This window comes from Conyzicola nivalis (assembly GCF_040548875.1).
Classification (GTDB): Bacteria; Actinomycetota; Actinomycetes; order Actinomycetales; family Microbacteriaceae; genus Conyzicola; species Conyzicola nivalis_A.
Map to the genome: position 1 here is coordinate 547,996 of NZ_JBEPSJ010000001.1, position 16,924 is coordinate 564,919.

Below are 16,924 nucleotides of genomic sequence, written 5' to 3' on the forward strand. Positions count from 1 at the left end.
CCTCCGAGCGATCGGGATCAGACAATCGTCGCGGATGACGCAGCGTCTCCGCTAGGCGGCGTCGTCGGCGAACTCGGCCCGCGCACGGGCGACGACCATGCCGCGGGCCGAGGTGGGGAAACGCTCGAGCATCGCCCGCACTGCCGTGGCGTCGACGTCGGATCCGAACAGCTCGGTGCTCGGCTCGAAGCGCACACCCTCGGCGAGCGGACCGGCGACGACCGGGTCGAAGCCGAGCGCGTCGACCAGGTCGGCGACCGCCGACACGTCGGCGGGGTCGTCGCCCGCGATCGCGAGCGCCTTGCGCCCGGACTCTCCGGCGGGGCGCGCCTCGTCGTCGAGGTCGTGGTAGCCCATGTGGTTGAACGCCTTGACGACCCTGGAGCGGGGGAGGAAGTCCTGCACGGTCTCGCTCGACGAGGTGCGCGGGTCGACGAGGTCGTCGCGGATGCCGTCGATCTCCCACCAGTAGTTCATGGCGTCGACGACGATCTTGCCGTCGAGAGCGTCGACGGGGATGCTGCGGTACTTGCCGAGGGGGAGCGCGAGGATCACGATGTCGGAGTTCTGCGCAGCGTCGGCCGCTGTCGTGGCGACGGCGCCGTGGCTGAGTACGTCGACGATGAGCGAGATCTTCTCCGGCGACCCCGACCCCGCGATGCGCACCCGGTAGCCGGCCTCGATCGCGAGACGGGCGAGGATCGTTCCGACCTTGCCCGCGCCCAGAATGCCGATCGTCGTGTCCATGTCGCTGCGCCCTACTCTCGTCGTGTCTCAGCCGATGTGCCCTATAGAGGTCAAGCGGGTTGCAGTCGCCGACATTCCCCGGGTAGACCCGAGGTCATGAATCCGGCGGCTAGGCGAGTGCAGCGCGTCTACCTGATCCTGCTGCTCGGCAACACGCTCGCCGCGTCGTTCATCTGGGGGATCAACACGCTCTTCCTGCTCGACGCCGGTCTGTCGAACTTCGAGGCGTTCGCCGCCAACGCGTTCTTCACCGCCGGCATGGTGGTCTTCGAGATCCCTACCGGGGTGGTCGCCGACACCGTGGGGCGCAAGGCGTCGTACCTGCTCGGCACCATCACCCTCGCCGCGACGACCGGCCTCTACTGGCTGCTGTGGGTCTGGAGCGCTCCGTTCGTGTGGTGGGCCGTGGCATCCGTTCTCCTCGGCCTGGGCTTCACCTTCTTCTCCGGAGCGGTCGAGGCGTGGCTGGTCGACGCGCTCACCTCCACCGGGTACACCGGCAGCCTCGAGGCGGTGTTCGGCCGCGGACTCGTGGTCACCGGCGTCGCCATGTTCGTGGGATCGGTGCTGGGCGGGGTCGTCGCGCAGGCCACGGATCTCGGAGTGCCGTTCGTGCTGCGGGCCGTGATCCTCGTGATCATGTTCGTCTTCGCGGCAGTGGTGATGCGCGACATGGGGTTCACCCCCGACCGTTCTCTCGGACCGCTGAAGGCGACCCGCCACGTGCTCTCCGAATCGGTGGAACACGGCCTCAGAAAACGGTCGGTGCGCTACGTCATCCTCTCGGCGCCGTTCGCGTCCGGTGTGGGCATCTACGCGTTCTACGCCCTGCAGCCCTACCTGCTCGAGCTCTACGGCGACCCGTCGGCCTACTCGATCGCGGGACTCGCCGCGGCGGTGCTCTCACTCGCCCAGGTCGCCGGCGGCGTGCTGGCGCCCCGCCTGCGCGGCATGTTCGCCAAGCGCACGACCACGGTGATCGGTGCCTCGCTGATCAGCATCGCCACGCTCATCCTGCTCGGCCTGAACAGCCTCTTCTGGCTGGCCGTCATCCTGCTGGTGGTCTGGGGATTCGTGTTCGCCGTCGCCGGCCCGGTGCGGCAGGCCTACCTCAACGACATGATCCCGTCGAAGCAGCGCGCCACCGTGCTGTCGTTCGACTCGCTCTTCGGCAGCCTCGGCGGCGTGTTCGTGCAGCCCGCGCTGGGTCGCGCGGCCGACCTAGGCGGCTACGGCACCTCGCTCGTGATCGGAGGGGTGGTCGAGCTGATCGGCATCCCGTTCCTGTTCGCCAGCCGACGCCAGCACGACCCGGCAGACACGAACACGGCGAAGCAGGCCGCCGACCAGTAGGCAGAGCACGTGTAGTAGACACAGCAAGTATCGTCATGCCGGTCGCTCCTAGCGTGGTCGTATGAGAACAGACACCCTGACCAGTCCGCTGGCGGTCGCCGGCATCGCGCTGCGCACCAACAACCTCGAGGCGGCAGAGACCATCCCGCCGCAGTGGGGCGCCTTCTTCGACGGTGGCGGCGTCACGCAGATCCCGCACCGCCTCGGCGACGACGTGGTCGCCGTCTACACGGCGTTCGCGAACGAGGGCGAGAACAACGACGGCGACTACACGTTCGTGATCGGATGCATCGTGCCGGAAGGATCCGCCCCGCCGCAGGGGCTGGCCACTGTCACCGTGCCGGCATCCGACCGTCTGGTCTTCCCCGTGGCCGCCGGTCGCCCCGACCTGGTCGGCGAAGCGTGGCAGCAGATCTGGGCGCGAACCGACCTCGCGAAGACCTTCGTCGCCGACTTCGAGCGCTATTCTGCCGAGGGAGACATCGAGATCTCGATCGGAGTGCGACCGCAGCAATGAATCGTGCCGACTACACGCGTCAGCTCGTCGACGTCTGCGACTACATCTACGACCACCTCGACGACGACCTCGACCTGTTCCGGCTGGCGGAGGTCGCGCACCTCTCGTCGTACCACTGGCACCGTGTGTACCACGCGATGAGCGGGGAGACCGCGGCGAGCACCGTGCGTCGACTGCGGCTGCAGCGCGCGGCCGGCTACCTCGCAGACACCGCGATGCCGGTGGCCGAGGTGGCCCGACGCAGCGGTTTCGCCAGCACGGAGGTGTTCTCCCGCAACTTCCGCGAGGCGTACGGGATTCCGCCCGCCCGGTTCCGGGCATCGGGCGACCACACGCTGTACCGGGCGACGGCAGAAGCGCAGGCGGGGCGGCTGCCCGCGCACCCGGTCGGTCTGCGTCGCCTCGAGCAGCGGGTGATCGCAGCCTCCCCGCATCGCGGCGCGTTCGTCGACATCGGCCGGGCGTTCACCCGCGCGCGAGAGGGAGTCGGGGCGTCGCCCGGCGGCATGGTCGCCGTGTACTACGACGATCCGGAGGGTGCGCCAGAGGCCGAGCTGCGGTCGGCCGCGGGCATAGAGATCGCAGCGGATGCCCCGTTGCCCACTCAGCTCGAACGGATCGTGCTGCCCGCCGGCGAGTACGCCGTGCTGGCCTACCGTGGCCCGTACGCCTCGATGCGCTCGGCGTACACCTGGTTCTACGGCAGCTGGCTGCCGCAGAGCGGACGTGTGCCCGCCGACCATCCCGTGGTCGAGCACTACCTCAACGACCCCGCGGTCACTCCGCCCGGCGACCTGCGCACCGACATCGCGGTGCTGCTGGAGGGGTGACTGCGCCTCACGCCCGCCAGAAGCCGCAGAACGTGACATTGGCCTTCGGCACCCCGCGCGTGTTCACGAGCCAGCGACGCAGCGACGTGGGCAGCGACTGCTCGCCGACGAGGTACGCGTAGACCGGGCCCTCCGGAAGGTCGAAGTCCTGGACGGTGCTGAGGGCCAGCGCGCCCGGCCGGTCGTCGTGGCCGCGGACGAGCCAGTGCACGGTCATACCGGCGGGTGGGTCGAGCGGCTGGGCGTCGGCCGCATCCGGGATCTCGATGAACGCGTGACCCACCGAATCCCGCGGCATGTCGCGCAGGACTCCCGCTACGGCGGGCAGCCCGCTCTCGTCGGCGACCAGCAGCTGCCAGTCGACACCCGCGACGGGGGCGAACATGATGCCCTGGTCGAGCAGGGCGACGGTGTCGCCGGCGCGCGCCGAGCCCGCCCATCTGCTCGCCGGGCCGTCGTCGCCGTGCGCGACGAAGTCGATGTCGAGCTCCCGCTCGGCCGCGCGGAAATCGCGGACCGTGTAGTTGCGCATCACCGGGCGGGTGGCCTTCGGCATCGCCAGGAACTGCACGTAGCCGAGCAGGTTGATCTTCTTCGGCAGGTCGAAGTTCGCCACGACGTCGTCGGTCGGCGGCAGGAACAGCCGGAACCACTGGTCGAACCCCATCGGTTCGAACCGGTCGAGCGCCTCGCCGCCGAGGGTGACGCGGATGATGCCGGGGCTGATGCGGGCCGCGCGCACCACCTCGGCCACGACCATGGTCGGGTTGGTCGGCTGCAGGGTGCGGGCGGGGGCGCTCATGGTGGCCTCTCTAGAGTGCGGAAAGCTCGGTCATGTGGTGGCGTCCGATCGGCAGCATGAGCGGCTTGCCCGATGTCGGGTCGAGGATGACGCGGCTGTCGAGCCCGAACACGGTGCGCACCACCTCCTCGGTCAGCACCTCGGCGGGCGAGCCCTGCGCGTGCACCCGGCCGGCGGAGAGGGCGACGAGGTGGTCGGAGTATCGAGCGGCGAGGTTGAGGTCGTGCAGCACCATGACGATCGTGGTGCCCCGCGTGCTGTTGAGGTCGGTGAGAAGGTCGAGAACCTCGATCTGGTGGCTCACGTCGAGAAACGTCGTCGGCTCGTCGAGCAGCAGCAGGTCGGTCTGCTGGGCTAGGGCCATGGCGATCCAGACGCGCTGGCGCTGGCCGCCGGAGAGCTCGTCGACGCTGCGCTCGGCCAGCGCGGCGGTCTCGGTAGCCTCGAGGGCTTCAGCGACGGCGATGTCGTCTTCCCTGCTCCAACGGGAGAGGATGCCCTGGTGGGGGTGCCGTCCGCGCCCGACGAGGTCGGCGACGGTGATGCCCTCCGGGGCGATGGGCGACTGGGGGAGCAGGCCGAGCGTGCGCGCCAGCTGCTTGGCGGGCATGCGGTGCACGTCTCTGCCGTCGAGGACGACCCGGCCGGTGCGCGGGGCGAGCAGCCGTGACATCGATCGCAGAAGGGTCGACTTGCCGCAGGCGTTGGCGCCGACGATCGCGGTGACCTTGCCCGCGGGCACAACGAGGTCGAGCCCGTCGATGACCGTGCGGTCGGCGTAGCCGAGGGTCAGGTTCTCGATGGAGAGTGTGTGGTCGGTGGTCATAGCGAGCCTCCCGCGCGATTGGTGCGGACGATGAGATAGATGAGGTACGGGGCGCCGAGCACGCCGGTGACGACGCCGACGGGGAAGCGGGTGTCGAACGCGAACTGTCCGCAGAAGTCGGCGACGAGCACCAGCAGGGCGCCGACCAGCGCCGAGGGGATGAGCAGGGATCCGCCGGGGCCGACGATGCGGGATGCGATGGGTCCGGCGAGGAAGGCGACGAACGCAATCGGGCCGGTCGCCGCCGTCGCGAACGCGATCAGCCCGACCGCGGCGATGATGACGACGATGCGGGAGCGTTCGACGCGCACGCCGAGCGCCGACGCGGTGTCGTCGCCGAGCTGCCCCATCGAGAGGTTGCGCGACTGGCCGACGAGCACGGGCCCGAGCACGGCGAGTGCGACGAGCACCGGCACCACCTGCGCCCAGTTGGAGCCGTTGAGGCTGCCGGTGAGCCAGCGCGTCGCCTCCTGGAGGTCCCACTCGGCGGCCTGGGAGAGAACGTAGGCGGTGACGCTGTCGAGCATCGCGGCGATGCCGATGCCGATCAGGATCAGCCGGGTGCCGACGACGCCGCTCTTGAACGACAGCCCGTAGACGACGAGCGCGACGACGAGACCCGCGACGATGGCGAACGCAGACACCTGCGCCTCGCCGAGAGAGAGGGTGACGATCGCGAACGCGGCGGCGGCACTCGCGCCGGAGCTGATGCCGATGATGTCGGGGCTCGCGAGCGGGTTGCGCAGCATCGTCTGGAAGGTGACGCCGCCGATGCCGAAGCAGAGGCCGACGAGCACCGCGAGCACGGCGCGGGGCAGACGCAGCCTGCCGACCGTGAACGTGGCGCCGGCGACGTCGTGGCCGAGGATCACGCCGATCACGTCGGCGGGCGGGTAGAACGTCTGACCGACCATGAGCGTGATCGCGAAGCAGACGACGATGAGCGCGCCGAGCACCGCCATCACCGCTCGGCGGCGGGTCGCCCTGCGTCTGCGGCTGCTCGCGACGGTGTCGGCGGTGATCTCGCGCCGCTGCGTCGGGGCGTCGACGGTTTCGGTGCTGGCGTTCACCGTGCCCGCGCTCACAGTGCCCGCACCTTCTGCCGGCGCACGATGTAGATGAAGAAGGGGGCGCCGATCAGCGCGGTGATGATTCCGACGTCGACCTCGCCGGGGCGGGCGGCGATCCGGCCGACGATGTCGGCACCGGTGAGCAGGGCGGCGCCGAGCACGGCCGAGAACGGCAGCAGCCAGCGGTGGTCGACGCCGATGAGCAGTCGGCAGGCGTGCGGCACGACGAGTCCGACGAAGGCGATCGGACCGGTGACCGCCGTGGTCGCGCCGCAGAGCACGACCGCGCCGAGCGAGGCGGCGCCGCGGGCGATCGCGACCCGTTCGCCGAGGCCGGCGGCGAGGTCGTCGCCCAGGGCGAGGGAGTTGAGGCCGCGGGCTGACAGGAAGCAGATGGCGAACCCGACGAGGAGAAACGGCAGCACCTGCAGGGTGCTGTCGAAGCTCGCACCGCCGACGCCGCCGATCTGCCACGACCGCACGCCGCCGGCGATATCGTTGCGGGGCAGCACGACGGCGGTGACGAACGAGGCGAGGGCGGCGGATGTCGCGGCTCCGGCGAGGGCGAGCTTGAGGGGTGTCGCGCCTCCACGGCCGAGTGATCCGACCGTGTAGACGAAGAGGGCGGCCACGGCGGCGCCGGCGATCGCCACCCAGATGAAGCTCGTCGCCGACGAGAGACCGAAGTAGGCGAGGCCGATGACGACGGCGAGCGACGCCCCGAGGTTCACCCCGAGGATCCCGGGGTCGGCGAGCGGGTTGCGCGTCACTCCCTGCATGACGGCGCCCGACATGCCGAGGGCGGCGCCGGCGATGACGGCGAGCACTGTGCGGGGGATGCGCTTGGCGACGGCGGCCTCGTCGAAGCCGTCGACCGAGCCGCCGAGGGCGGCGACGATGTCGTCGAGGCCGACCTCGCGGGAGCCGACCATGACCGACGCCACCATGAGAAGGCCCAGCACCCCGAGAGCGCCGAGCAACCATACCCCCCGCAGCCGCCGCGGACGTCGCACGATGGCGACGTCCGGGGCGGTCAGGGTACCGCTAGCGGTCATTCTGCCTTGTCAGCGGCCTGGGAGATGAGCGACGCGTAGTCGTCGAGCACCCAGGAGATGGAGAGGGGTGTGGGGTTGGCGGCGGTACCCAGCGGGCTGGTACCGGGCAGGTTCACGATCGAGCCACTCGCAACCGCCGGCATCTGCGACAGCAGCGGGTCGGCCGTGAGGGCGGCGACGAGGTCGTCTCCGCCGTAGGTCACGATGATGTCGACATCGCCGAACGCGTCGGCCTGCTCGGCGCTCTGCGTGAGCGAGAACTTGTCGGTCGAGTCGGACGCCTCGGCGATGCTGGCCGGGAACTCGAGTCCGAGGTCTTCGAAGAACATCGTGCGGGTGTCGTGCGTGGTGTAGAAGCTGACCTCGCTGAGGTCGGCGGTGTCGACGTGGGTGAGGAACATCGCGGTCTTGCCCGCGATCGACGGGTACTTCGCTGCGGTGGCGGCGATCTCGTCCTCAAGCTCGGCGATGAGAGCGTCGCCCTCGTCGGCCAGGCCGATGGCCTCGCTGTTGAGCTCGATCATCTCGCGCCACGGGGTGCCCCAGGCGGTCTCCTTGTATGCGACTACGGGGGCGATCTCGCTCAGCGTGTCGTAGTCCTCCTGGGTGAGCCCGGAGTATGCGGCGAGGATCACGTCGGGCTGGGTGTCGGCGACGGCCTCGAAGTCGATGCCGTCGGTCTCGTCGAACAGCACCGGGGTCTCGGCGTCGAGCTCGTCGAGCTTCTCCTTCACCCAGGGCAGCAGGCCGTCGGAGTCGTCGTCGCCGAAGTTCGCGGCGGCCATTCCGACCGGGACGACTCCGAGTGCGAGCGGCACCTCGTGGTTGGCCCAGTTCACCGTGGCGACGCGCTCGGGCTTGGTCTCGATCGTGGTGGTTCCGAGTGCGTGCTCGATCGTGATCGGGGTCCAGTCGCCGTCTGCCTCTGCTTGGGCGCTCGGAGCGGGGGTGGAGCAGGCGGTGAGCCCGGCTACGAGCAGCGTGGCCGCGGAGATGACGGCCAGTCGTGATGCGCGAGGCATGGTGTCCTTTCGGTTGGGAGTGCAGATCCATGGATGCCCGGCGCGAGTGCGAAGCTTAGGATTGCCTTACCAAACCTAGGGCAGCGTCAGTCGCTTTGCAAACGGGGAGCCCGGGATCTACTGCAGCGCGGAGGTGAGCCGGGCGAGACCGTCGAGGAAGGTCGCCGATCTCGGCTCCTTCTGCCACTCCTCGAGGGTGAGCTCGCGCCCGACCGCGCGGTAGCCCGCCTCGATCTCGCGCATCTCGGCGACGAACGCGTGGCCGCGCACTAGCAGCGACACCTCGAGGTCGAGCGCGAACGAGCGGATGTCCATGTTGCTCGACCCGATCACCGCCACGTCGTCGTCGATCGACAGGTGCTTGGCGTGCAGGATGAACGGCGGCGGATACATCCAGATGTGCACACCCGCGGTGAGCAAGGCGGTGTAGTACGAGCGCTGGGCGTGGAACACCCCGCCTTGGTCGCCGGTCTCCGAGACGAAGAGCTGCACCTCGAGCCCGCGCTGCACGGCGGATGTGATCGCGTACATCATCGCCTCGTCGGGCACGAAATAGGGGCTCGTGATGATGATGCGCTCCTGCGCCGAGTACAGCAGCCCGAGGAACAGCCGGAGGTTGTTCTCGCCGTCGAACCCGGGACCGCTGGGCACCACCTGGCAGTCGAGGGCGGCGGATGACTCGTGCCTGGCCACCTTCGTGATCGGCACGTTCTCCGCCGTGATGAACTCGTCGGTCTCGCAGAACCAGTCGCCGATGAAGACCACGTTGATGCTCGTGACGACGGGGCCGGTGATCCGCGTCATGAGCTCCTGCCACTTCAGCCCGCGTTTGAGGTTCTTCTCCAGGTTGTAGCTGCGGTCGATGAGGTTCTGCGACCCCATGTAACCGACGCGCCCGTCGACCACGACGATCTTGCGGTGGTTGCGCAGATCCGGGCGCTGGTAGTTGCCCTTCAGCGGCTGCACGGGCAGCATAAAGCTCCACTTCACCCCGATCCGGTCGAGCTCCGCGACGGTCTCCTTGTGGCCGACGGCGCGAACGGATGCCACGTGGTCGAGTAGCACTCGCACGGTCACGCCGCGCTTCACCGCGGCCTCGAGTGCGGCGAAGAATCCGGCGGTGGTCGTATCGAACGACACGATGTAGAACTCGACGTGCACGAACGAGGTCGCGGTGTCGATGTCGGCGGCCATGGCGGCGAACGACCGCTCGTAGTCGTCGATGAGATGCGCCTCGTTGCCGCCGGCGATGGACATGCCGCTGACCGCCCGGTTCATCTCGGTGACCCCCTCGAGCCATGCCGGCCAGCTGGACCGGTCGGCCTGGAGCTCGCCGCCGACGGCTGCATCGGCGATGAGCGCGTTGATCCTTCTCTGCTTCTCGCGTCTGGCCTTCGGCAGGTGCACGCTGCCGATCAGCAGGAAGAAGAAGATGCCCACGAACGGGATCAGGAAGATTGCCAGCAGCCACGCCATCGCGGCCGTGGGTTTGCGGTCTCGCGGGATGATGATGAGCGCGGCGATTCGGATCGCCCAGTCGACCGCGAACGCCAGCACGAGCAGCACGGTGGTGACGTCGTTCATGCGTCTATCTCGTCCTGGCTAGGTCGGCGACTCGGTCTTGCGCTCGTCCATGCCCCGGCCCCGAGTGCCGATGTAGACGACCGCGCCGATGAACGGCACGAAGACCAGGAAGAGGATCCACGCCGCCTTGGCCCAGCCGCCCGTCGATCGGTCGCGGAACAGGTCGGCGAAAATCGCGAACAGCACGATCAACAGCGAGATGACCACGTAGCTCCAGAAGAAGAACCCGAAGAAATCCCAGAAATCGTCCATGATCGGTCCTTACTGTCTGGCCATCGCGATGCGCAGCGTCTCGAGTGGGTCGATGAGGTGGTCGTGGTCGTCGTCGCCGAGATCGATCTGCACCCAGTGGATCGCGCCGGTGAACCGGCTGGTCTGCGGCGTGTAGTCGGCCGTGACTGAGGTTCCGGACTCGTAGCCGACATCCGTCGTCTCGTCCGCGGAGAAGATCATTGCCTGCGTCGCCCCCACGCGTCCCGTGCCCGCTGGCTCGCCGTCGTAGTAGAGGGCGACGTCGCCGCCCTTGCCGAGCCCGCCGCCGTCGTAGGCGAACCGCACACGCACCTGGTGCTTGCCTGGCGCCAGCTGCCGTTCGGCCTCGGTGGCGAACTCCTGGAGGCCCAGCACGTTGTAGCTGAACTTGATCCTTCCTGCCTTGGCATACACGCTCCACCCGCCGAAACGACCGCCCTGGGCGATGATCACACCCTCGGCGCCCCCGTCGGGGATCGTCACCTCGGCGGTCACCGAGAACGACTTGTTCTTGATGCTCACGACGCTGTTCTCCGACAGCCGTCCCATGCCCGAGAACAACAGCTGGGTCTTGCCGTGGATCAGCGTGGGGCGTCCGGCGATCTCGGGGGTGGCCCGCTCCACCCCGCGGTCGTCGATCGGGAGCACGTTGTACTTCGTGGCCTCGATGATCCACAGTCGCTGCAGCTTCGCGAGCATGGCCGGGTCGTCGCCCGCGAGATTGCGGGCCTGGCTGTAGTCGGTGCTGCCATCGTAGAGCTCCCAGACGTCGTCGTCGAAAGCGGGCAGCGTAGGGCCGACCATCTCCCACGGTGTCCTGTGCTTGGTGACGGCGCTCCAGCCCTTGTAGTACAGGCCCCGATTGCCGAACATCTCGAAGTACTGCAGCTCGTGGCGTTCGGGGGCCTCGCGCTCGTTGAAGCTGTAGAGCATGCTGGTGCCCTCCATGGGCGACTGCAGCACGCCGTTGACCATGGTCGGCTCGGGCAACCCGGCGGCCTCGAGGATCGTCGGGGCCACGTCGATGACGTGGGTGAACTGCGAACGCAATCCGCCCTTCTCGTCGATGCCGTTCGGCCAGTGCACGATGGTTCCGTTGCGGGTGCCGCCCCAGTGCGAAGCCACCTGCTTGGTCCACTGGAACGGGGTGTCCATCGCCCAGGCCCAGCCGACGGCGTAGTGGTTGTACGACTCCGGTCCACCGAGCTGGTCGAGTTTGGAGGCCAGGAACTCCGGCGTTTCGAGGGCGGCCATGCCGTTGAAGTTCGCCATCTCGTTGAAGGCCCCGTTGAGGGTTCCCTCGGCCGAGGCGCCGTTGTCGCCGACGATGTAGTAGATGATCGTGTTCTCGAGCAGCCCGAGCTCTTCGATGGTGTCGATGACCCGGCCGACGTGGTGGTCGGTGTGCTCGAGGAACCCCGCGTACACCTCCATCTCACGTTCGAGCACGGGCTTCAGAGCGTCGGGCATGTCGTCCCAGGCGGGGATCTCGGTGTGCCGCGGGGTCAGCTCGGCGTCGGCGGGGATGATTCCCATCTCCTTCTGCCTGGCGAAGGTGCTCTCGCGCTGCGCGTCCCAGCCGTCGGCGAACTCGCCCGCGTACCTGTCGGCCCACTCCTTCGGGACGTGGTGCGGGGCGTGGGTGGCTCCCGGAGCGAAGTAGACGAAGAACGGCTTGTCGGGCATCAGGGCCTTCTGGGTGCGGATCCAGCTCACCGCGTGATCGGCGAGGTCCTCGGTGAGGTGGTAGCCCTCCTCGACGGTGGCGGGCGGCTCGACGGGCGTCGTGCCGTTGTAGAGCGCCGGCTCCCACTGGTTGTCCTCGCCGCCGATGAAGCCGTAGAAGGTCTCGAAACCGCCGCCGGCCGACGGCCACGCGTCGAACGGCCCCATGGGTGAAGACTGCCACACGGGCACCTCGTGGCACTTGCCGAACTGGGCGGTCGAGTACCCGTTGAGTTTGAGGGTCATCGGCAGCGGGGCCTTGGTGTTCGGACGCAGCGAGCTGTTGCCGGGAGCCGATGTCGCCGTCTCGGTGATGCTGCCCATCCCGACCGAGTGGTGGTTGCGACCGGTGAGCATGGCCTGCCTGGTCGGGGCGCACAGGGCGGTGGTGTGGAACCGGTTGTAGGTGAGCCCGCCGGCCGCGAGCTTCTCGGCGTTGGGGGTGCGGCACGGCCCGCCGAACGCGCTCGACGCGCCGAAGCCGGCGTCGTCGATGAGGATGACGAGCACGTTCGGTGCACCGGCGGGCGGCAGCAGCGGCTGGATCGGCGGGTACGACGTGTCGGGGTCTTTGGCGTCGTAGGTGGTGAGACCCGGCGCGGGCACGTCGGGGATGGGCAGCATGGCACGCGAGTGACGATCGGGACTCATGGTCTTCTCCGGAACCGGGGTAGCGGACTCAGACGTCGGCCGCGAGTTCGCGGCCGTGAGCCGTGAGCGCGTAGATGACGAGGATGTCGAGGGCGATGATGATCGTCGACCACCAGGGTTGCGCCGGCAGCAGCAGCAGTTGGCCGACAGCGCTGAGTACGCACAGGATGATCGCGATCACCCGGGCCCACATCGCGCCCGTGAAGAGCGCGGCGGCGGTGAACATGAGCAGCAGCCCGATCACGATGTGCCACCATCCCCACCCGCTCAGGTCGAAGAGGAACAGGCTGCCCTCCGTGGTGATGAAGTAGGGATCGGGCGCGATCAGGGCGACAACCCCCTGGAGCAGCCCGAACACACCGCTGATGAATATGATCACTCCCGCGAATCGGCCCCAGCCGACCCATCCGGTTACCTCGACATTGCTCATCGTGTCGTTCCTCTCGTAATTGGTTCTGAAACGTTCGTCTACAGGCGGCGTCTACGCGGAGTCACCGCGGCTCCGACGACCGCGGCCTTGGCCACGGGGGCGGGGCCGGGGCGCACGGCACGTGTCACGACGGCCGCTTTGGCAACCGGTGCGCGCACGACGCCGACCCGGCCGATTCGTCCGGCTCTCAACATGTCAGGCTCCCTGTTCTTCGAGCTCGCGCTCGGCTTCGATCGCCGCGGCGATGGCTTGGGTGTGGATGCGGCCGTCGGCTACCAGCTCGCCGCCCGCCCGGCGGGCCGCCATCGCGAACGGCGCTGCCCACACGTTCTCGTAGACCAGCACGCCGGCGACGGTTCCCGGGTCGATGGCCTCGGCGAGATGGGCGACGTCGTCGGCGGCCAGGAACTCCGCGAACTCGCCCACGAGCGACTCGAGAGTGTTCGACTCGTCGTACTCGGAGAGCTCGAAGGCGTCGACGGTGCCGTCGTCGTCTTTCACCACGACGATCGCGTCGATGACCCGGATGGTTCCCGCCTCGACGAGTCGGGAGACCTCTTCGAGGATCTCGCCCGTGAAGGCAGCGGTCTTCGCAGGGAACCGGATGATGACGAAGTCGATCGGTCCGGCGATGTCGTGCGCTTCATCTGTCATGGTCGGCTCCTGTGCTGTCGTTCTGGTGCGCGAGGATCGCAGTGATGTCGATAGGGCTCGTCGGTGTGAGCTCGGGATCCGCTGGACCTGTGGGATTCATGAAGGGTCTCCCTCCTGTGAGCGCCGAGGGACTCGGCTGGGTTGACGGTATCGCTGAGCGAAAGTCGAGGGCCTCATCCGGCCGGGGTGATGTCCGGGGCGTCTCGTCGCCGGGCCTTCGCGTGCAGTTCCGGGGCGGCTTTCTTTCGCCCGCGCCGGTCGCGCTTGGCCTCGTCTTCCGAGGCCCGCGCCATGTCTCGCGTCTCGCCGGTCGGCCCGAGAGCGGGGCGCCACCAGTGCGACTCGGGGTTCGCGTCGACGAGGAAGGTCTTGGCCATCAGTGTGAGCGGCACCGCGAGGATGGCGCCGATCGGCCCGATGACGACCGCCCAGAACAGCACGGAGAAGAAGGTGATCGTCTGGCTCAGCGACACGGCGTGTCCGACGACCCGGGGCTGGATGATCGACTGCACGACGGCGTTGATGACCCCGTAGACCACGATCACCGCGATCACGGTCGGCCACCCTCCCACGAGATATCCGAAGAGCACGGGAGGCACGATCGCGAAGAAGTAGCCGATGTTCGGGATGAAGCTGCAGAGGAACGCGAGCAGGCCCCACAGGAGGGCGGCAGGAACCTGCAGGACGACGAGCGCTATCGCGTTCAGAGCGCCCTGGGCGATCCCGAGCACGGTCGTCACGACCATGTACCGCCGCACGTTCGACGCATAGTCGCCGAGCGCCAGAACGAGGTTCGGGTTGTGCGAGCGGAGCTGCCCGAGGATGGTGCGCGAGTAGACGGCGTCGGCCGCCATCAGGATCATCATTGTGAGGATGATCACGAGGGCGCCGGTGATGCCGGCGATGCTGCCGATGGCGTTCGTCACGACCCCCGCGATGTTGCCCGGATCGATTCCCGAGACCACCGACTGCACCTGCGCCTGACCGAAGCCCAGGCTCTGCAGCCAGGCGCCGACGTTGGTCCCGATCTGTGCGATCTCGTCGGCGTAGTCGGGGAGCATGTCGACGAACTGGGCGAACGCAATGACGATCGTGTAGGTGAACGTTGCGAGGAGCCCGAACACCACGAGGATCACCGAGCCGGTCGCGAGACCGGGAGGTACCCCTTTGGCGAGCAGCCAGGTGCGCACCGGGTTGGCGCAGATGACGAGGATCAGAGTCAGCAGGGTGGGCGCCAGGATGCCCCGGATCGAACTCATGCCGATGGCTACGACAGTCGCCGCCGCGAGGGCCACCAGAATCGTGGTCGCGCGTGGAGATCGCGCCGCCGCGGTGTCGGTCATGCTGCGCTCGGGGTCATGGCCACACGCTATTGAGCCGGTCACGGGAGCTACATCATCTCTACGGGGTGAGGTAGCGGCGCCTCGCTGCGGACTACCGTCGCCTCACCCGGACGGATTCCCGGTCCGTGTGCGGCTGATCGAGACGGTGGGTTCATGTGGGCTGCGGTGGGTCACATCCTCCCCGTCGCCTTCGCGGGCGCCCTCAGCTCCGTTCCCATAACCGCGGTGATCCTCCTGCTGCTCTCGCCGAACAGGAGCCGTTCTCCGACCGCCTTTCTCATCGGGTGGGTGTTGGGGCTGGCCGCGATGATCACCGCGTTCGCGGCGCTCGCCGCGGTGATCCCCGTATCCCGACGGCAGGCGGACGAGGCCCTCGGTGCTGCGCTCGTCGCGGTGGGGCTCGGGCTGATCGTCGTGGCCGTCGTCACGTGGCGTCGCCGCGGACTGTCGGACGGCGACGAGATGCCGAGGTGGCTCCGTGCGGTCGGCACCATGCGGCCGCTGACGGCGTTCGGTTTCGCTCTGCTCCTGAACGTGCGTCCGAAGGCCGTGCTTCTCGCGGCGGCCGCCGGACTGTCGCTGCGCGGCGACTCGCTCTCGACGGGCGAGATGGCGTTCGTGATCGGAACCTACACGGTCGTCTCGGCGTCGTCGGTCGCGACACCGGTCATCGCCAGTCTCGTCGCGCCCGGCCGCACCGACAAGCAGCTCGAGCGGGCGCGCGTGTGGATCGCCGCGAACACCACCATCGTCAGCGTCGTGATCATGCTGATGATCGGTGTCGTGATCGTCGGCAGCGGGCTGACCCGGTTCTGACTCACGTCGGGGATTAGAACAAGACGGGGAAGCTCGCCAGAACGGCTACCCCGCCGAGTGAGACAAGGCCGGCGAGGCAGATCAAGAACCAACTCGACCACCGGGACGTGGCGCGCTCGGCAATCGCGGCGAAGAAGAGTACGAGGGCGAACATCACCGTCAGCATCGAGTAGTTGTCGCCGCGCTGGTTGCTCTGGAGGGCCAGAGCGAATTTCGCGTCGGCGAGTTTCGATGCCTTCCTCGATTCGACCTCGCCCGCGGGAACATACGACGGCTCGGCGAACGGCGACTTGAGTTGCTCGCCCCCCTGCACCCAGTCGTCGAACGCCGTTGTGAACTCAGGGGTGAACCGGTTGCTGACGTACGTCGCGAACGCTTCGTCCTGCCTGGCCTTGGCGTCTACCCACTGCGTGTAGATCGCCAGGTCTACCGAACGCGCGTCGCGGGCCTCGCTCGCGAAGTCGATCGAACGGATGCGGGCGCTCGACGCCTCGCTGAACTGGATCGACATCTGGCCGCTCCACTTCGACGACTCGAATCCGCACCAAGCCGTGAGGATTGCCGTCAACGACAACAGCACCACCGCGATGATCTCGCGAACCTCGTCACCGCGCCCGGACTTGGCGTGGGCGGTGATGGCCGGTTCGGGCGAGACGGGTTCGTGCAACGCAGCCTCCTCTGGGTGATTAGAGAGTGCTCCAGTCACACGTCCCGGTCAAGAGGGTCACTGGTCGCCCGACTCCGCGGCGCGCTGCCCGAACGTGCCCGCCGTCACCCTCCGGTACGACTGTTCGACGATGCTCTCGAGCACGCCGAGGTCGACGCGGTCGAGGTGTTTGAGATAGAGGCATCCGACGCCGGTCGTGTGCTCACCCAGCCGCTCGAGCTCGTCGGCGTAGGCGCCGACTCCATCGGGGAGGTAGATGGTGGTGGCCGCTTTGCGGGGTGAGAAGCCGGCCGCGGCCGCGTCGCCCTCCCGGCCGCTGGCGTACTCGTAGTGGTACCGCCCGAAACCGATGATGGTCGGCCCCCACATGCGCGGCGTCTCGCCGGTCACGCGCCCCATGATCTCGATGAGCGTCTTCGCGTCGCGTCGGCGGGCGTCGCCGGGGACGGCGTCGACGAACTCGCACACACTCGCGTCCGTCGGGTTCATCGGCGTGTCGATTCGGAGGCCATGCCTCTACGGTACGACGCCGACCCATCGCGCGCACCTGCAACCCAGGGGTTGCGGAATGCCTCGAATT

The 16,924-nt window shown here is 68.3% G+C and carries 18 protein-coding genes; 4 read left to right on the plus strand and 14 right to left on the minus strand.

Features of this window, described 5'->3' with window-relative positions:
- Positions 1-51: 51 nt before the first annotated feature.
- Positions 52-747 carry an NADPH-dependent F420 reductase gene (locus tag ABIE21_RS02665; protein ID WP_354023231.1) on the minus strand — a complete coding sequence of 232 codons (696 nt, stop codon included), beginning with the start codon at positions 745-747 and terminating at the stop codon, positions 52-54.
- Between the two features lie 96 nt (positions 748-843).
- Between ABIE21_RS02665 and ABIE21_RS02670 the strand changes: the two genes are divergently transcribed.
- From ABIE21_RS02670 to ABIE21_RS02680, 3 genes are all read left to right on the plus strand, one after another.
- Positions 844-2,100, plus strand: a complete 1,257-nt coding sequence (locus ABIE21_RS02670; protein WP_354023232.1) for an MFS transporter — start codon at positions 844-846, stop codon at positions 2,098-2,100.
- A 61-nt stretch (positions 2,101-2,161) separates the two neighbouring features.
- The gene (locus ABIE21_RS02675; RefSeq protein ID WP_354023233.1) at positions 2,162-2,617 is read left to right on the plus strand and encodes a GyrI-like domain-containing protein; all 456 of its coding nucleotides are present in this window, start codon (positions 2,162-2,164) and stop codon (positions 2,615-2,617) included.
- A complete protein-coding gene (locus tag ABIE21_RS02680) occupies positions 2,614-3,447 on the plus strand; it encodes an AraC family transcriptional regulator (RefSeq protein ID WP_354023234.1) in 834 nt (277 codons plus the stop codon). The genes ABIE21_RS02675 and ABIE21_RS02680 overlap by 4 nt, the downstream gene beginning before the upstream one ends.
- A 7-nt stretch (positions 3,448-3,454) precedes the next feature.
- On the opposite strand, the gene ABIE21_RS02685 is transcribed toward ABIE21_RS02680, so the two are convergent.
- The 11 genes from ABIE21_RS02685 to ABIE21_RS02735 all read right to left on the minus strand — a co-directional run bounded on the left by ABIE21_RS02685 (position 3,455) and on the right by ABIE21_RS02735 (position 14,861).
- On the minus strand, positions 3,455-4,249 hold the full coding sequence (locus tag ABIE21_RS02685; RefSeq protein WP_354023235.1) for a siderophore-interacting protein: 795 nt from the start codon (positions 4,247-4,249) through the stop codon (positions 3,455-3,457).
- A 10-nt stretch (positions 4,250-4,259) separates the two neighbouring features.
- Positions 4,260-5,075, minus strand: coding sequence for an ABC transporter ATP-binding protein (locus tag ABIE21_RS02690; RefSeq protein ID WP_354023236.1), 816 nt, complete (start codon positions 5,073-5,075; stop codon positions 4,260-4,262).
- Positions 5,072-6,145, minus strand: a complete 1,074-nt coding sequence (locus ABIE21_RS02695) for a FecCD family ABC transporter permease (protein ID WP_436232316.1) — start codon at positions 6,143-6,145, stop codon at positions 5,072-5,074. The genes ABIE21_RS02690 and ABIE21_RS02695 overlap by 4 nt, the downstream gene beginning before the upstream one ends.
- Positions 6,146-6,156: 11 nt before the next feature.
- Complete coding sequence (locus ABIE21_RS02700) at positions 6,157-7,200, minus strand: FecCD family ABC transporter permease (protein ID WP_354023238.1); 1,044 nt, start codon at positions 7,198-7,200, stop codon at positions 6,157-6,159.
- Positions 7,197-8,222 carry an iron-siderophore ABC transporter substrate-binding protein gene (locus ABIE21_RS02705; RefSeq protein ID WP_354023239.1) on the minus strand — a complete coding sequence of 342 codons (1,026 nt, stop codon included), beginning with the start codon at positions 8,220-8,222 and terminating at the stop codon, positions 7,197-7,199. Before ABIE21_RS02705 ends, ABIE21_RS02700 begins: the two co-directional genes overlap by 4 nt.
- A 117-nt stretch (positions 8,223-8,339) precedes the next feature.
- Positions 8,340-9,806 carry a cardiolipin synthase gene (gene cls / locus ABIE21_RS02710; protein ID WP_354023240.1) on the minus strand — a complete coding sequence of 489 codons (1,467 nt, stop codon included), beginning with the start codon at positions 9,804-9,806 and terminating at the stop codon, positions 8,340-8,342.
- 18 nt (positions 9,807-9,824) lie between these two features.
- Positions 9,825-10,058, minus strand: coding sequence for a PLD nuclease N-terminal domain-containing protein (locus ABIE21_RS02715; RefSeq protein ID WP_354023241.1), 234 nt, complete (start codon positions 10,056-10,058; stop codon positions 9,825-9,827).
- Between the two features lie 9 nt (positions 10,059-10,067).
- Positions 10,068-12,434, minus strand: a complete 2,367-nt coding sequence (locus tag ABIE21_RS02720) for an arylsulfatase (protein WP_354023242.1) — start codon at positions 12,432-12,434, stop codon at positions 10,068-10,070.
- Positions 12,435-12,462: 28 nt separating this feature from the next.
- On the minus strand, positions 12,463-12,864 hold the full coding sequence (locus ABIE21_RS02725; protein WP_354023243.1) for a DUF7144 family membrane protein: 402 nt from the start codon (positions 12,862-12,864) through the stop codon (positions 12,463-12,465).
- Positions 12,865-13,059: 195 nt separating this feature from the next.
- A complete protein-coding gene (locus ABIE21_RS02730) occupies positions 13,060-13,518 on the minus strand; it encodes a DUF6325 family protein (protein ID WP_354023244.1) in 459 nt (152 codons plus the stop codon).
- A 173-nt stretch (positions 13,519-13,691) separates the two neighbouring features.
- Positions 13,692-14,861, minus strand: coding sequence for an AI-2E family transporter (locus ABIE21_RS02735; protein WP_354023245.1), 1,170 nt, complete (start codon positions 14,859-14,861; stop codon positions 13,692-13,694).
- A gap of 153 nt (positions 14,862-15,014) precedes the next feature.
- Here ABIE21_RS02735 and ABIE21_RS02740 point away from each other — a divergent pair, with 153 nt between their 5' ends.
- Positions 15,015-15,677 carry a GAP family protein gene (locus ABIE21_RS02740; protein ID WP_354023246.1) on the plus strand — a complete coding sequence of 221 codons (663 nt, stop codon included), beginning with the start codon at positions 15,015-15,017 and terminating at the stop codon, positions 15,675-15,677.
- A 13-nt stretch (positions 15,678-15,690) separates the two neighbouring features.
- Here the strand turns inward: ABIE21_RS02740 and ABIE21_RS02745 are convergent, their stop codons facing one another.
- Both ABIE21_RS02745 and ABIE21_RS02750 read right to left on the minus strand, forming a co-directional pair.
- A complete protein-coding gene (locus ABIE21_RS02745; protein WP_354023247.1) occupies positions 15,691-16,344 on the minus strand; it encodes a hypothetical protein in 654 nt (217 codons plus the stop codon).
- Between the two features lie 57 nt (positions 16,345-16,401).
- Entirely contained in the window at positions 16,402-16,833 is a 432-nt protein-coding gene (locus tag ABIE21_RS02750) for a DUF1801 domain-containing protein (protein ID WP_354023248.1), read from the minus strand.
- Positions 16,834-16,924: the final 91 nt, after the last annotated feature.

Bases quoted from the DNA above. Each gene is read 5' to 3' on its own strand.
- ABIE21_RS02705 (WP_354023239.1), bottom strand. From the start codon at position 8,222: ATGCCTCGCGCATCACGACTGGCCGTCATCTCCGCGGCCACGCTGCTC.
- ABIE21_RS02725 (WP_354023243.1), bottom strand. From the start codon at position 12,864: ATGAGCAATGTCGAGGTAACCGGATGGGTCGGCTGGGGCCGATTCGCG.
- ABIE21_RS02730 (WP_354023244.1), bottom strand. From the start codon at position 13,518: ATGACAGATGAAGCGCACGACATCGCCGGACCGATCGACTTCGTCATC.
- ABIE21_RS02700 (WP_354023238.1), bottom strand. From the start codon at position 7,200: ATGACCGCTAGCGGTACCCTGACCGCCCCGGACGTCGCCATCGTGCGA.
- cls (WP_354023240.1), bottom strand. From the start codon at position 9,806: ATGAACGACGTCACCACCGTGCTGCTCGTGCTGGCGTTCGCGGTCGAC.
- ABIE21_RS02720 (WP_354023242.1), bottom strand. From the start codon at position 12,434: ATGAGTCCCGATCGTCACTCGCGTGCCATGCTGCCCATCCCCGACGTG.
- ABIE21_RS02740 (WP_354023246.1), top strand. From the start codon at position 15,015: ATGTGGGCTGCGGTGGGTCACATCCTCCCCGTCGCCTTCGCGGGCGCC.
- ABIE21_RS02670 (WP_354023232.1), top strand. From the start codon at position 844: ATGAATCCGGCGGCTAGGCGAGTGCAGCGCGTCTACCTGATCCTGCTG.
- ABIE21_RS02665 (WP_354023231.1), bottom strand. From the start codon at position 747: ATGGACACGACGATCGGCATTCTGGGCGCGGGCAAGGTCGGAACGATC.
- ABIE21_RS02715 (WP_354023241.1), bottom strand. From the start codon at position 10,058: ATGGACGATTTCTGGGATTTCTTCGGGTTCTTCTTCTGGAGCTACGTG.
- ABIE21_RS02685 (WP_354023235.1), bottom strand. From the start codon at position 4,249: ATGAGCGCCCCCGCCCGCACCCTGCAGCCGACCAACCCGACCATGGTC.
- ABIE21_RS02735 (WP_354023245.1), bottom strand. From the start codon at position 14,861: ATGACCGACACCGCGGCGGCGCGATCTCCACGCGCGACCACGATTCTG.
- ABIE21_RS02690 (WP_354023236.1), bottom strand. From the start codon at position 5,075: ATGACCACCGACCACACACTCTCCATCGAGAACCTGACCCTCGGCTAC.
- ABIE21_RS02680 (WP_354023234.1), top strand. From the start codon at position 2,614: ATGAATCGTGCCGACTACACGCGTCAGCTCGTCGACGTCTGCGACTAC.
- ABIE21_RS02675 (WP_354023233.1), top strand. From the start codon at position 2,162: ATGAGAACAGACACCCTGACCAGTCCGCTGGCGGTCGCCGGCATCGCG.
- ABIE21_RS02750 (WP_354023248.1), bottom strand. From the start codon at position 16,833: ATGAACCCGACGGACGCGAGTGTGTGCGAGTTCGTCGACGCCGTCCCC.